11 protein-coding genes and 1 pseudogene are annotated in these 14,396 nt (G+C 60.9%); all 12 read right to left on the bottom strand.

From position 1 onward, the window contains the following. Positions 1-42: 42 nt before the first annotated feature. Positions 43-1,320: a flavohemoglobin expression-modulating QEGLA motif protein gene (locus AC3WTM_RS15900; RefSeq protein WP_102669803.1), complete on the bottom strand. Its 1,278-nt coding sequence runs from the start codon at positions 1,318-1,320 to the stop codon at positions 43-45. Positions 1,321-1,352: 32 nt separating this feature from the next. Beyond that, entirely contained in the window at positions 1,353-1,907 is a 555-nt protein-coding gene (locus tag AC3WTM_RS15895; protein WP_090453338.1) for a hypothetical protein, read from the bottom strand. Positions 1,908-1,972: 65 nt separating this feature from the next. Then, on the bottom strand, positions 1,973-2,689 hold the full coding sequence (locus tag AC3WTM_RS15890; protein ID WP_102669802.1) for a TetR/AcrR family transcriptional regulator: 717 nt from the start codon (positions 2,687-2,689) through the stop codon (positions 1,973-1,975). 98 nt (positions 2,690-2,787) lie between these two features. Then, positions 2,788-4,290, bottom strand: coding sequence for a lysine--tRNA ligase (lysS, locus tag AC3WTM_RS15885; protein ID WP_102669801.1), 1,503 nt, complete (start codon positions 4,288-4,290; stop codon positions 2,788-2,790). Between the two features lie 114 nt (positions 4,291-4,404). Then, positions 4,405-5,500 (bottom strand): peptide chain release factor 2 gene (prfB, locus tag AC3WTM_RS15880; RefSeq protein WP_095965010.1). Its coding sequence is split into 2 segments (ribosomal slippage): positions 4,405-5,427 and positions 5,429-5,500, totalling 1,095 coding nucleotides; the frame shifts between segments, so codons are not numbered across the junction. 125 nt (positions 5,501-5,625) lie between these two features. Further along, positions 5,626-6,709 (bottom strand): annotated as a pseudogene (locus tag AC3WTM_RS15875) (diguanylate cyclase domain-containing protein). 48 nt (positions 6,710-6,757) lie between these two features. Beyond that, positions 6,758-7,768, bottom strand: coding sequence for a chemotaxis response regulator protein-glutamate methylesterase (locus AC3WTM_RS15870; RefSeq protein ID WP_102669799.1), 1,011 nt, complete (start codon positions 7,766-7,768; stop codon positions 6,758-6,760). After that, the gene (locus tag AC3WTM_RS15865) at positions 7,765-10,044 is read right to left on the bottom strand and encodes a hybrid sensor histidine kinase/response regulator (RefSeq protein WP_102669798.1); all 2,280 of its coding nucleotides are present in this window, start codon (positions 10,042-10,044) and stop codon (positions 7,765-7,767) included. The genes AC3WTM_RS15870 and AC3WTM_RS15865 overlap by 4 nt, the downstream gene beginning before the upstream one ends. Further along, positions 10,041-10,721 carry a chemotaxis protein CheW gene (locus AC3WTM_RS15860; protein WP_102669797.1) on the bottom strand — a complete coding sequence of 227 codons (681 nt, stop codon included), beginning with the start codon at positions 10,719-10,721 and terminating at the stop codon, positions 10,041-10,043. Before AC3WTM_RS15860 ends, AC3WTM_RS15865 begins: the two co-directional genes overlap by 4 nt. Continuing rightward, entirely contained in the window at positions 10,718-11,989 is a 1,272-nt protein-coding gene (locus tag AC3WTM_RS15855; protein ID WP_102669796.1) for a CheR family methyltransferase, read from the bottom strand. The genes AC3WTM_RS15860 and AC3WTM_RS15855 overlap by 4 nt, the downstream gene beginning before the upstream one ends. Continuing rightward, on the bottom strand, positions 11,986-12,522 hold the full coding sequence (locus AC3WTM_RS15850) for a chemotaxis protein CheW (protein WP_102669795.1): 537 nt from the start codon (positions 12,520-12,522) through the stop codon (positions 11,986-11,988). Before AC3WTM_RS15850 ends, AC3WTM_RS15855 begins: the two co-directional genes overlap by 4 nt. Beyond that, positions 12,522-14,144, bottom strand: coding sequence for a methyl-accepting chemotaxis protein (locus AC3WTM_RS15845; protein ID WP_102669794.1), 1,623 nt, complete (start codon positions 14,142-14,144; stop codon positions 12,522-12,524). Before AC3WTM_RS15845 ends, AC3WTM_RS15850 begins: the two co-directional genes overlap by 1 nt. Between the last annotated feature and the right edge of the window lie 252 nt (positions 14,145-14,396).

Below are 14,396 nucleotides of genomic sequence, written 5' to 3'. Positions count from 1 at the left end.
AAATAATGGATTGGAACACAATCCCACAGGGGAATTCTTTGTTCACAAGATGTTCGAGTAATCCGCCTCGATCCGGTCCAGGCTCAGGTGGTTGAGGAAGTTGGAGAAGCACATCCACGCCGACAGCGCGTTCATGTCGCGGAACTGTTCCGGCAGGTACTTGGGCGGAACCACCAGACCTTCATCCACCAACTGGCGCAAGGTACGCATGTCTTCCAGAGTGGTCTTGCCGCAGAACAACAGCGGTATCTGCTCCAGCTTGCCTTTACGCACGGCCAGTTGAATGTAGTTGTAAATCATGATGAAGCCCTTGAGGTAGGACAAGTCTTTGGTAAATGGCAGACCTGTCGGCACCGAGCCGCGGAAAACGCGACTGGCGTTGCTGTAGCTCTCGGGCATTTCGAAGCCTTGCTCGCGGAAGAACTCGAACACCTGCAGGAAGTCGGCACCCTCCTCCACCATATGAATGGCCCGCGTGCGGTTGGTCAGTTTGCGCAGGCGACTGGGGTACGAGGCGAAGGTGATGATTTCCATCAGGATCGCCAGGCCTTCCTGGGTCACCGTTGACGAGGGCGGCCCCTTGGAGAGGAAGGTGCAGATCGGCTGGTTCAGACCATTGAGGGTAGTGCCGACATGCACCAGCCCTTCGTGGACCTCCAGGGCGCGCACATCGCGCTGATTGAACATCGCATCGGAGCGGATCTTGATGTAGTCGGCGCCGGCCGCCGCATCGGCGACGATGCCGTCGGACTCGAACACCCGGATGGTTTCCTCGGCTTCGCCAAATACCTTGTTCAAGCGATGCTGCAACAGTTCGACCGCATCCTTGGCCGTCAGCGTCTTCGGCTCATCCTTGAGGTCGCCACGGCCGTCGATGTTGTTCAGGTATTCGGACAACATCATGCCCAGGTCGGACAGCGTCGGGTCGCCGGCGTGGAACGCGTCGGAGGCGGCACCGTACAATTCCTGCGAGATCAGGCCGAAATCCTCGGTGCCGCGCGCTTCGAGCATGCGCACCACCATGCGGTATTCCTTGCACATGCGACGCATGATCTGGCCGACCGGGTTGAACTGGCCGAGCTGGCGGGTGATGTCGCGCTCGATGTTCTGGAACTCCAGCTTCACTTTGCTGGAGTCGAACGCCAGCGGCCGGTTGAGGTAGTAGTCGCGGTCCACCGCCGGCATTTCCTTGCCTTTGGCCTTGAGGAAGCCCTTACGGATGTTGTCGTCCCACTTGACCGCATCGAGGACGCGGATCGGCGTCTGCGCGAGCACGATGCGATCGGACAAAATGCGTATCGACTGTTGGTAATCGTCCACCCGAAACTCCTGTAGAAACCTGATTGTGCTGCTTATTTGGCTTTGGCCTGACGCTGGTAGCGTACGGCTTCGACGAACACATCGGAATTGGCCGGGTCGTCGAGGTAGGCGGCGACTTGATCCATGGAGCTGTTGATCAGCACGCCTGCGCCGTCGTCAGTCTGAAACGCTTCTCCGCTCAGGGCGTTTTGCTTCAGCGCCTGGTTGATCTGTTCGGGGTCGAGGTTGTACAGCACCAGTTCACGCTGGTCGGTCAGCTCGAAGCCGCCGATGATGAAATACCCGCCGAACTGCGCCGGCACCTTCGCCGACAAGTACCAACGGTTGCCATGGCGCGACACGGTAAAGGGGTAGGCTTCACGCTCCTTGGGTTTGGCCTTGAAGTAGCTGACTGCCTGGTAGCGATTGTCGGCGATGCGGGTCAACTCCAGATTGACGGGCTCGCCCCAGGCGCTGGTGCTGGTCCACTTGCCGAGCAACCCTTTGGGCGCGGGCTCGCTCGTGGGCAGCGGTTCCTTGAAGGTCACCAGACAGCCACTGAGCAGCAGGAACGACAAGGCGATCACAACGACACGCCAGGCTTTCATTCAATACTCCCTATGAACATACGCCGCCCTGAAGTGGACACCTTCCCCTGTCGGAGCCAGCCGGACTACACCGACGCCAGCACCAGGTGCATGTAGCGCGTCAGGATGCCGAGCATTTCCTCTTCGGCGGCAGGCTCGTCTACGTTGAGCAGGCCCTGATATTCCATCCGGCCGATAATCGCCGTCAACATCTTGGCATCCTGATGCGGCTCGCGCGAGCCCAATACCTGGAACAGCTGGCAAGAGCCCTGCAACAGGATCTGCTGATGCGAGCGCACCAGTTCGGCCAGGCGCGGGTTGAGCAACGCCTCCTGACGGAACGCCTGCTCGGCCATCAAATGTTCGCGACGATTGACCAATTGCCGGTGAACGTAATCGGTCATCAGCCGCGCAATGTCGTCCGCCAGTTTCGAGCGCGCCTGCGGGCTGCCGTCGCCACTGTCGATCATCTCGCGCAGCAGGCCCTCATTGTTCACCCACAGCTTGCCCATGTACGCCGCACTGCGTTCCACGTATTGGGCGAAGGTATCGGTGAGCAGGTCATCGATATCCTTGAAATAATAAGTGGTGGCCGACAACGGCACTTGTGCCTCGGCGGCCACTGCGCGGTGTCGGACGGCACGCACGCCGTCACGCACGACAATGCGCATGGCTGCGTCGAGAATGTCCTGTCGACGCTGCTCACTGCCCTGTCGGCTGGCCTTGCGGCCCTGGTACTGAACGCTTTCAGCGACCGCAGTGGCGATACCCGCTGCACCTTCTTGAGCTATTGCACGAATCACGACAGGTATTTCCTCTCAAATGAAACTAACAAGTTGATACGTTTGTACCAGACAGGCAATAAAAAGCCGCCTCAAAGGCGGCTTTTTATTTGAAACACTTACGCTTGCGGCCGCATGTGCGGGAACAGGATCACGTCGCGAATCGACGGGGAGTTGGTCAGCAGCATCACCAGACGGTCGATACCGATGCCTTCACCCGCCGTTGGCGGCATGCCGTACTCCAGCGCACGAACGAAGTCGGCGTCGTAGTGCATGGCTTCGTCGTCGCCGGCATCCTTGTCGGCCACCTGGGCCATGAAGCGCTCGGCCTGGTCTTCCGCGTCGTTCAACTCGGAGTAGGCGTTGGCGATTTCACGACCACCGATGAACAGTTCGAAACGGTCGGTGACGTTCGGGTTGTCGTCGTTACGACGGGCCAGCGGCGACACTTCGAACGGGTACTGGGTAATGAAGTGCGGCTGCTCCAGCTTGTGCTCGACCAGCTCTTCGAAAATCATCACCTGCAGCTTGCCCAGGCCTTCGAAGCCCAGCACCTTGGCGCCGGCCTTCTTGGCGATGGCGCGAGCCTTGTCGATGTCGTTCAGATCATCGGCGGTCAGCTCAGGGTTGTACTTGAGGATCGAGTCGAACACCGACAGACGCACGAACGGCTCGCCGAAGTGGAACACCTTCTCGCCGTATGGCACGTCGGTGCTGCCCAGAACCAACTGTGCCAGCTCACGGAACAGTTCTTCGGTCAGGTCCATGTTGTCTTCGTAGTCGGCGTAGGCCTGGTAGAACTCCAACATGGTGAATTCAGGGTTGTGACGAGTCGAAACGCCTTCGTTACGGAAGTTGCGGTTGATCTCGAACACTTTCTCGAAGCCGCCAACAACAAGCCGCTTGAGGTACAGCTCAGGCGCAATGCGCAAGAACATTTCCATATCCAGCGCGTTGTGGTGGGTTTCGAACGGCTTGGCTGCCGCGCCGCCTGGAATGGTCTGCAGCATCGGCGTTTCCACTTCCAGGAAGTCACGCTTCATCAGGAAGCTGCGGATGTGGGCGATGACTTGCGAACGCACGCGGAACGTCTGGCGCACGTCTTCGTTGACGATCAGGTCGACGTAACGCTGGCGATAGCGCTGTTCGGTGTCGGTCAGGCCGTGGTGCTTGTCCGGCAGCGGGCGCAGGGATTTGGTCAGCAGGCGCACGCTGGTCATTTCGACGTACAGGTCGCCCTTGCCGGAACGGGCCAGGGTGCCTTCGGCGGCAATGATGTCGCCCATGTCCCAGGTTTTCACCGCGGCCAGGGTTTCTTCGGACAGGGTCTTGCGGTTGACGTAGACCTGGATACGACCGGTCATGTCCTGGATCACCATGAACGAGCCACGGTTGAGCATGATACGACCGGCAACCTTGACCGGGATCGCAGCCTCTGCCAGCTCTTCCTTGGTCTTGTCCGCGTACTGTTTCTGCAGTTGTTCGCAGTAGTTTTCGCGGCGGAAGTCGTTCGGGAAGGCATTGCCCTTGGCGCGCTCGGCAGCAAGCTTTTCCTTGCGCAGGGCGATCAGGGAGTTTTCTTCCTGTTGCAGGGCTTGCGGGTCGAGATCTAGGTCGCTCATGTCTTTAAATATTCCATCACAGGTTCGTTGCCCCCAGGCCTGCGGCCTGGGGATCGCCAGCAAGCTGGCTCCTACAAGGATCGCGCCGGGTCAGCCGATCCTGTATTGCATTGCTTACAGCCCGGACTTCAGGCTCGCTTCCAGGTATTCGTCGATGTCGCCGTCGAGCACCTTGTCGCAGTCGCTGCGTTCGATGTTGGTGCGCAGATCCTTGATGCGCGAGGCATCGAGCACGTACGAACGGATCTGATGACCCCAGCCGATATCGGACTTGGTGTCTTCCAGCGCCTGGGACGCCGCGTTGCGCTTCTGCATTTCCTGCTCGTACAACTTGGCCCGCAGCATTTTCATGGCGGTGTCCTTGTTGGCGTGCTGGGAACGTTCGTTCTGGCAGCTGACCACGGTGTTGGTCGGTACGTGGGTGATACGTACGGCCGAGTCGGTGGTGTTTACGTGCTGACCACCGGCACCGGAGGAACGATAGGTGTCGATCCGCAAGTCTGCCGGGTTGATTTCGATTTCCACCTTGTCATCGATCTCGGGGGAGACGAACACCGCCGAGAAAGAGGTGTGGCGACGGTTGCCGGAGTCGAACGGGCTCTTGCGCACCAGACGGTGCACGCCGATCTCGGTTCGCAACCAGCCAAACGCGTATTCACCCTTGATGTGCACGGTCGCGCCCTTGATCCCGGCGACTTCACCGGCGGACAGCTCCATGATGGTCGCGTCGAAGCCGCGCTTGTCGGCCCAGCGCAGGTACATCCGCAGCAGGATATTGGCCCAGTCCTGGGCTTCGGTGCCGCCGGAACCGGCCTGGATGTCCAGGTAGGCGTTGTTCGGGTCCATTTCGTGGCTGAACATGCGGCGGAATTCCAGCTTGGCCAGACTTTCCTCGAGACGGGCCAGCTCGGCGACGACATCGTCCACTGCGCCTTCGTCGTTCTCTTCGACGGCCATGTCCAGCAGGTCGCGGCAATCGGCCAGACCCGTGTTCAATTCGTCCAGGGTATCGACGATCTGCGCCAGCGCAGCGCGCTCGCGACCCAGTTCCTGGGCGTATTCAGGTTTGTTCCAGACACTCGGATCTTCAAGCTCGCGGTTGACTTCGGTCAGACGCTCATGCTTTTGATCGTAGTCAAAGATACCCCCGAATAGTTTCGGAGCGCTCGGACAGGTCCTTGATGGTATTCAGGATCGGGTTGATTTCCATGACGGGCAGCACTCGTAGGCGAACTTTTGAAAGCCGGCGAGTATACCGGGAAACAGCCGAAAACGGCAGTCCGCCCGGCCGAAAAGCCAAGCCCTTGTAGGAGCGAGCTCGCTCGCGAAAAACGCTCAGGCACCGCGTTTATTCAGATAGCCATCGTCATCGTTGACGACCATCGCGAGCAGGCTCGCTCCTACAGGGGGAGGTTGTTCAACCGATGCCTACCTGATTGCGCCCATTGTTCTTCGCCAGATACAACCCCTTGTCCGCCGCCAGGATCAGGTCGCGGCAGTTGCTGCCCGCTTTCGGGGTAATCGTCGACAGGCCGATGCTGATGGTCAGGCTCGAACCTTCGGCCGGCGAGTTATGCGGGATCTTCAGGGCTGCCACGGTCTGGCGCAGCTTCTCAGCCACCAACCGTGCACCGCCCTGGGAGGTGTTGGGCAGCACCAGGGCGAACTCTTCGCCGCCGTAACGGGCCGGGAGGTCCGAAGGCCGGGCACTGGCGTCCTTGATCGCCGCGGCGACCTTGCGCAGGGCTTCATCGCCTTCCAGGTGGCCGAAGCTGTCGTTGTAGGCCTTGAAGTAGTCGACATCGATCATCAGCAATGACAACTGACTCTGCTCACGCAGAGAACGGCGCCACTCCAGTTCCAGGTATTCATCAAAGTGCCGACGGTTCGACAACCCCGTCAGGCCATCGGAGTTCATCAGGCGTTGCAGCACCAGGTTGGTGTCGAGCAGTTGCTGCTGGCTGACCCGCAACGCGCGGTACGCCGCATCCCGTTGCAGCAGGGTCATGTAGGAGCGCGAGTGATAGCGGATGCGCGCGACCAGTTCGATATTGTCCGGCAGCTTGACCAGATAATCGTTGGCCCCGGCCGCAAAGGCCGCGCTCTTGATCAGCGGGTCTTCCTTGGTCGACAGAACGATGATCGGAATGTCCTTGGTCGCCGGGTGATTGCGGTATTCGCGCACCAGGCTCAGACCGTCAAGACCGGGCATGACCAGATCCTGCAGGATCACCGTCGGCTTGATGCGCACCGCGTGGGCGATGGCCTGGTGCGGGTCGGCGCAGAAGTGGAAATCAATGTTCTCTTCGTTCGACAGGCCGCGACGCACGGCTTCGCCGATCATGGCCTGATCGTCCACCAGCAACACCATGGCGGCGTTTTCGTCGGTCTTGAAGTCGTCGAGTTGTAATTCAGTCATGTGCAGTCACCTGAGTACTACCTGAGCCAGGAATGAGGAAAAAGGTGCTCATTTGGCGAAAATCTCCAGCAATCGTGGCGCTATCTTGTCCAGCGGGCGAATCTCCACGGCAGCGTCGATGGCTGCGGCCGCCTTCGGCATGCCATACACCGCACTGCTGTTTTGGTCTTGTGCGATGGTCAGGTAGCCCTGTTGGCGCATGAGTTTAAGCCCTTGGGCGCCATCACGCCCCATGCCAGTGAGCAAAACCCCCACGGCATCACCGCTCCAGTAACTGGCCACGCTCTCGAAGAACACATCGATAGAGGGCCGGTAGATTTCGTTGACCGGTTCGGCGGTGTAGGCCAGCGTGCCGTTTTTCAACAAGCGGATATGGTGATTGGTGCCGGCCAGCAATACCCTGCCGCTTTGCGGCGGCTCGCCCTCCTGGGCCAGGCGCACATCAAGGCCACTGGCAGTGCCGAGCCATTCAGCCATGCCGGCGGCAAACACCTGGTCAACGTGTTGCACCAGCACAATGGCCGGAGAGAAATCACGCGGCAGCCCTTTGAGCAATACTTCCAGCGCTGCCGGCCCACCGGCGGATGAGCCAATGGCGATCAGGCCCTGGCGTGAGCCCGAACTGCGCATGGGTGCCGGCACCGGGCGTGGGCGGTTACCCTTGTCGCCGATCAGCCAGACGATGTTCAAGATCTTGCGTAACAACGGCGCCGCCGCTTCCTGGGCATTGCCGACACCGAGGGCAGGGGTGTCGACTACGTCCAGCGCACCGTGGCCCATAGCCTCGAACACCCGGTGCACGTTCTGCTGGCGATCCACGGTGACGATGACGATGGCACACGGGGTCTCGGCCATGATCCGCCGCGTGGCCTCGACGCCATCCATCACCGGCATGATCAGGTCCATCAGAATCAGGTCCGGCGTGTCCAGCGCACACTGGCGCACCGCCTCGGCACCATTGCCGGCGACCCAGACCACCTCGTGGGCCGGCTCGAATGCCAGGGCACGGCGCAAGGCTTCCACCGCCATGGGCATGTCATTGACGATTGCGATCCTCATGCCCGTGCTCCTCCGATGAGCTCGACCACTGCATCGAGCAAGGCGTCGTCATGAAAACTGGCCTTGGCTAGATAATAGTCGGCCCCGGCATCCAGTCCACGACGTCGATCCTCTTCACGATCCTTGTAGGACACCACCATTACCGGTAGCGATTGCAGGCGATTGTCCCGACGCAGCAGCGTGACCAGTTCGATGCCGTCCATGCGCGGCATATCAATGTCGGTGATCAGCAGATCGAAATCCTCCGAACGCAGCGCGTTCCAGCCATCCATGCCGTCCACCGCAACCGCCACATCATAGCCGCGATTGAGCAACAGCTTGCGCTGCAACTCTCGCACGGTCAGGGAATCATCCACCACCAGAATTCGTTTGCGGGCCGCCTCGATCACCTGATTGCTGTGGCGGGCAATGCGCTCCAGGCGACCGGTGTTGAGCAGTTTTTCCACCGAACGCAGCATGTCTTCGACATCGACGATCAGCACCACCGAACCGTCGTCGAGCAGAGCCCCGGCGGAAATGTCCTGTACCTTGCCCAGACGCTCATCCAGCGGCAGCACCACCAACGTCCGCTCACCGATGAACCGCTCCACGGCCACGCCGTAGATGGCATCGCGCTCGCGAATCACCACGACCTTCAGGGTTTGCCCGCTGTTCTGGCTGGCCGGACGTTGCAGCAACTGACTGGCCGCCACCAGGCCGACATGCCGGCCTTCGTGCCAGAAATGCTGGCGGCCTTCGACCTGCACGATATCCGCCGGCTCCAGGTCGCACATGCGCTCAATGTGCGCCAACGGGAAGGCATAGGCTTCGTCGCCGACTTCCACCACCAGGCTGCGCACCACCGACAGGGTCAGCGGCACCTCAAGGTGGAAACGACTGCCCTCGCCCGCCGTCTGTTCCAACACCACCGCGCCGCGCAGCTGCCGGACCATGTGCTGCACCGCATCCAGGCCGACGCCGCGACCGGACACCTCGGTGACCCTGTCGCGCAGACTGAAACCTGGCAGGAACAGGAACGTCAGCAATTCCTCTTCGCTCAACTGAGCGGCGGTTTCTGCGAGGGACAAATTTCGTTCAACGATGCTGCGACGGAGCTTTTCCAGGTCCACGCCGTTACCGTCGTCGCTCAGTTCAAGCACCAGCAGACCGGCCTGATGGGACGCGCGCAGGCGAATCAAACCTTCCGCCGGCTTACCGGCCAGCAGGCGCTGCTCCGGGGTTTCGATGCCGTGGTCGACCGCGTTGCGCAACAGGTGAGTCAGCGGCGCTTCGAGCTTTTCCAGCACGTCGCGATCGACCTGGGTTTTTTCGCCTTCAATCTCCAGGCGCACCTGTTTGCCCAGATCGCGCCCCAGATCCCGGACCATCCGCACTTGCCCGGTCAGCACATCGGCAAAGGGCCGCATGCGACAGGCCAGCGCCGTGTCGTACAACACCTGCGCCCGTTGGCTGGCATGCCAGGCGAACTCGTCGAGTTCGGCGTTCTTTTCCATGAGCAGTTGCTGGGATTGCGCGAGCAAACGCCGCGCATCCTCAAGGGCTTCCTGGGCTTCCAGGCTCAAGGCGTGATCCTTGAGATGCACATTGAGGTTCTCCAGTGCGCGCAGGCTGTTGCTCTGCATGCGCTTGAGTCGCTGCATGGTCGCCAGGTGCGGTTTGAGCCGCTGGGTTTCCACCAGGGATTTGCTCGACAGATCTAGCAGGCTGTTCAGACGCTCGGCGGTGACACGCAGCACACGTTCGCCGTTTTCGGTGGTGCGTTTGGTCTTGCGCGGAGCTGGCGCCGATGGCGGTTCGACGACAGGCGCCGGCGACTCGACCTTCGGCGCAGGCGCTTCGAGCTGAAGTCCGGCCATCACCGGTGCGGCAAGCGCAACCAGCGGGGCCGCAGGGTCCAACAACTGCGCCATCAACGCCACATAGGCCTCGATGTCCGCGACTTCCGGGTTGTTGCTCGGTGTGGCAATGCGCATCAGCAGATCGGTGCCCTGCAGCAACGCATCAATATGCTCGGGGCGCAGCAACAGGCGGCCTTCCTGGGCGCTGACCAGACAATCTTCCATCACATGGGAGACGCTGACTCCCGCGTCGACACCGACGATCCGCGCCGCGCCCTTGAGCGAGTGCGCCGCACGCATGCACGATTCAAGTTGATCGGCCAGGGTCGGATCGCGCTCAAGCGCCAGCAGGCCGGCGCTCAAGACTTGGGTCTGGGCTTCGGCCTCAAGGCTGAACAGCTCAAGCAACGAAGCGTCGCGCATTTGCTCGGGGGTCATGTGAGGCTCCGGGTCACGGCGCACAACAGCTGCTCTTCATCCAGCCAACGCAGGCTGCGACCTTTGAATTGCAACACGCCACGGGTGTATTTGGCGCTGGCCTGAGCACCTGAGCGCGATGCGGCATCGAGGATGCGCTCGTCGATAGTGTGAATCCCGTCGACTTCGTCCACCGGTACCACCACCGGCCCGCCGTCGGCGGCGATGATCAGCATGCGTGGCATGACCCGTGCACCGGTGGCCACGCTGCTGGCGCCGTCGAGCCCGAGCAGTTCCACCAGCGACAGGCAGGCAACCAGCGCTCCGCGTACATTCGCCACGCCGAGCAAGGCCCGGGAACGTTGATGCGGCAACGAGTGAATCGCTTGCAACGGCGCCACCTCTACCAGGCTACGGGTCGCAAGCCCCAGCCACTCCTCACCCAGACGGAACATCAACAGCGAGCGGGTTTTCACCTCGCTCTCGACCGAGACAGACACAGTCCCGCGATCTTCCTGCTGCAATGCATAACGATCGAGCAAGCGTGTGGCAGCCGCCGAATACACCGCACAATTGCGGCAATGAATATGGTCGCTGAGCAGCGGACAGGACTTGTCACCGTGGATACCAATGCGGTTCCAGCAATCGTCGATAGCCTGGGCATCCCGGGTGACGCTAAAGGTATCGGAGGCGATCATCGTTCACGCTCACTGTCGACGGAACGTGCGCTGCGGGCGGCACGCTCCTGCAATCGTCTGGCTCCCATCGCGTCGCCCTGGGCCTGCAGCAAGCCGGCCAGGTGCATCAACGCTTCAGGATGCTGCGGTTCCAGGTACAACGCCTTGCGGTAAAAACCCTGTGCTTCAAGGGTATTGCCGGCCACATCGCTGAGCAGTCCCAACCAGTAAAAGACCTGAGCCACCGGCTCATGGCTGCGCAAGTAGCTTTCACACGCCGCTCGCGCCTCGGCGCTTTTACCTTCATCGGCCAGCACGGCGATATTGGCCAGCAGCGCGGCAGTGTCGGAGCTGGAGGTTGCAGGCGCAGGCCGCAGCGGCGCAACCCGGTCAAACGGACGGCTACGCACTGGCGCGGGCAGTGGATTGCGCAACGGTTGCGGCACTGGCAATGGCGCAGGAACGAACGTCGGCAAGGGATCAGGGAGCGCAGCTCCCTGTCGACTGAACGCGAAGGACTGTGCGATACCAATCGAGCGCATCCCCAAACGCCCCAGCAGACCGCCTTCGGCCGGGCCGATAAACAGCACGCCGTCAACGTGGGTCAGGCACTTGAGCACTTCGAAGACTAGCTTCTGGGTCGGCTGGTCGAAGTAGATCAGCAGGTTGCGACAAAACACGAAATCGAATGGCGGTTCACCGGCCAGCAAGGCCGGATCCAGCAGGTTGCCTACCTGCAGGCGCACTTGCTCGAGCACCCGCTGATCGAGGCGATAGCTCTCGCCTTCGGCGATGAAATGACGGTCGCGAAACGCAATGTCGTCACCCCGAAAGGAATTCTTGCCGTACAACGCACGACGGGCTTTTTCCACTGACAACGGGCTGACATCCAGGCCGTCGACCTTGAACTGGTGCGGTTTGAGCCCGGCATCGAGCAACGCCATGGCGATCGAGTACGGTTCTTCGCCCGTGGAACATGGCAGGCTGAGAATTCGCAGTGCGCGCAGGTTGTTGATCTCCGCCAGACGCTTGCTCGCCAGTTTCGCCAGGGTGACGAAGGACTCCGGATAGCGGAAGAACCAGGTTTCCGGAACGATCACCGCCTCGATCAAGGCCTGCTGCTCGTCCCGCGAGCCCTGCAAGGTGTGCCAATACTCATCGGCCGACACTGCTTGCGAAACGATGCTGCGCTGGCGCACCGCTCGCTCGATGATCGCAGGCCCTACCGAGGTCACGTCGAGTCCGATAGTTTCCTTGAGAAAGTCGAAAAAACGCTGGTCGCTGTTCATGGCCGCTCCTGCAGCAGTGCCGGATCCATTGGCGGCGTGGGAAACAACAATGCGCGCACCTGATCGTCCAGCAGATCGCCGACCCTCACCCATTGCAGCAACCCCCGCTCGTCCTTGCGCACCGGCCCGAGGTAAGGCGTCTGTCGATTGTCCAGGCCATAGGGCTGAAAATCCGCCGGATCGCAGCGCAAGGTGTCAGTCGCCTGTTCCAGAATCAGCCCGAGCAGTTGTGTCTCGGCGGTTTCATCCGGGCGATAGTTGACCAGCACCAGTCGCGTGCTGGTACGGGCCTGTGCAGGCATGCCAAAGGTCAGTGCGCTCAAGTCGATCACCGGCACCACGGTGCCCCGATAGGCGAACACCCCGGCGACCCAGGCGGGGGCATGGGGAATGGGCTTCAACGGCAGGCACGGCAGCACTTCAGCCACTTCGATAGCCTTCAAGGCATAGCGCTCGTTGCCGATGCGAAACACCAGAAACAAGGCATGCAGCGCCTGCTTCACGGCAGAGCGTTTGGCCGTGATTTCGCTCATCAGACTTTGAATCGCGAAACGCCGCTGCGCAGCCCGACGGCCACCTGGCTCAGTTCATCGATGGCGAAACTGGCCTGGCGCAGAGACTCGACCGTCTGGCTGCTGGCATCACCCAACTGCACCAGCGCATGGTTGATCTGCTCGGCGCCGGTAGCCTGGGCCTGCATGCCTTCGTTGACCATCAGCACCCGCGGCGCCAGCGCCTGGACCTGATGGATGATCTGCGACAACTGCTCGCCGACTTGCTGTACCTCGGACATCCCGCGACGCACCTCTTCGGAGAACTTGTCCATGCCCATGACCCCGGCCGACACCGCCGACTGGATCTCGCGCACCATTTGCTCAATGTCGTAGGTGGCGACAGCGGTCTGGTCCGCCAGGCGCCGCACTTCGGTGGCGACCACGGCAAAACCGCGTCCGTATTCCCCGGCCTTCTCGGCCTCGATGGCGGCGTTGAGCGACAACAGGTTGGTCTGGTCGGCGACCTTGACGATGGTCACCACCACCTGATTGATGTTGCCGGCCTTCTCGTTGAGTATCGCCAGCTTGGCGTTGACCAGATCGGCCGCGCCCATCACCGAGTGCATGGTTTCTTCCATGCGTGCCAGGCCTTGCTGACCGGAACCGGCAGCCACGGAAGCCTGATCGGCGGCGGTGGAGACCTCGGTCATGGTGCGCACCAGATCCCGGGAAGTGGCGGCGATCTCACGGGAGGTCGCGCCGATTTCCGTGGTGGTGGCGGCGGTTTCGGTGGCGGTAGCTTGTTGCTGCTTGGACGTCGCGGCGATCTCGGTCACCGACGTGGTCACCTGCACCGACGAGCGCTGGGCCTGGGACACCAGAGAAGTGAGCTCGGTCATCATGTCGTTGAACCCAGTCTCTACCGCGCCGAATTCGTCCTTGCGCTCCAGATTCAGGCGGCTGCTGAGGTCGCCGGTGCGCATGATTTCGAGGATTTTCACGATGCGGTTCATCGGCGCCATGATGGCGCGCATCAGCAACAGACCACAGAGAGCGGCCGCCAGAACCGCAATCACCAGGGAAATACCCATGATGACTTTGGCAGTGAGCACTGCATCGTCAATGGCCGCGATGTCTGCGTCCGCCACAGACTTGTTGTGACGCAGGATGTCATTGACCTTCATTCGACCCGCTGTCCAGGTCGGGGTCAGTTCACCCTTGAACATGTTGACGGCCTCGGCGTTCTGGTTGCGTTTATACAACTCGATCACCGCGGCCAGAATCCGGTGGTAGTCCTCGTGAAGCTTTTCGAACGCGGTGTACTCGGCCCTGTCTTCTTCGTCGGCAATCGTTCCACGGTAGAGCTCCATCTGCTCTTTCAACCGCTCGGCGTAGCCCTTGAAGCTCGCGGCATCCTCGGCAGTGAAGCCCTGCCCTTCCTCCAGGCCGAGCATGGCCTGAATGCGTACATAACTGTCGGACCACGCGCCACGAATCATCGAGCTGTAATACAACCCTGGCAGAGCGTCCTCACGCACGCTGGCCTCGCTGTTTTCAATCTTCAACAGCCGCGAATACGAGACGACCACCATCAGCAACATGATGGCGATAATTACCGCAAAGCTCGCCAAAATGCGTTGGCGTAACGTCCAGTTCTTCACAGTCATTCCTCGGAGCCGATTCGAAATGCGGGGAGTATAGCCGAGGGCGGTGTTTCATTTATAAGACGGTTGCGCGCTACTTCTCATCCCGTCAAAAAAAGGCGGGATGGGTGCCAGGGGTGATTGGGCAGAAAGGGACCGTAGAATGGTCATTGGGAAGGTGGTGTGGCTGAAAACGCCATCGCGAGCAAGCTCGCTTGTATGGTAGGACTTGAAGGGAGGAGGAGGGACAAGGCTCGATTCTGACTGTTG

This window comes from Pseudomonas sp. EU05-FHT14B02, assembly GCF_058791055.1.
This window is presented reverse-complemented; position numbering and strand designations above follow the sequence as displayed.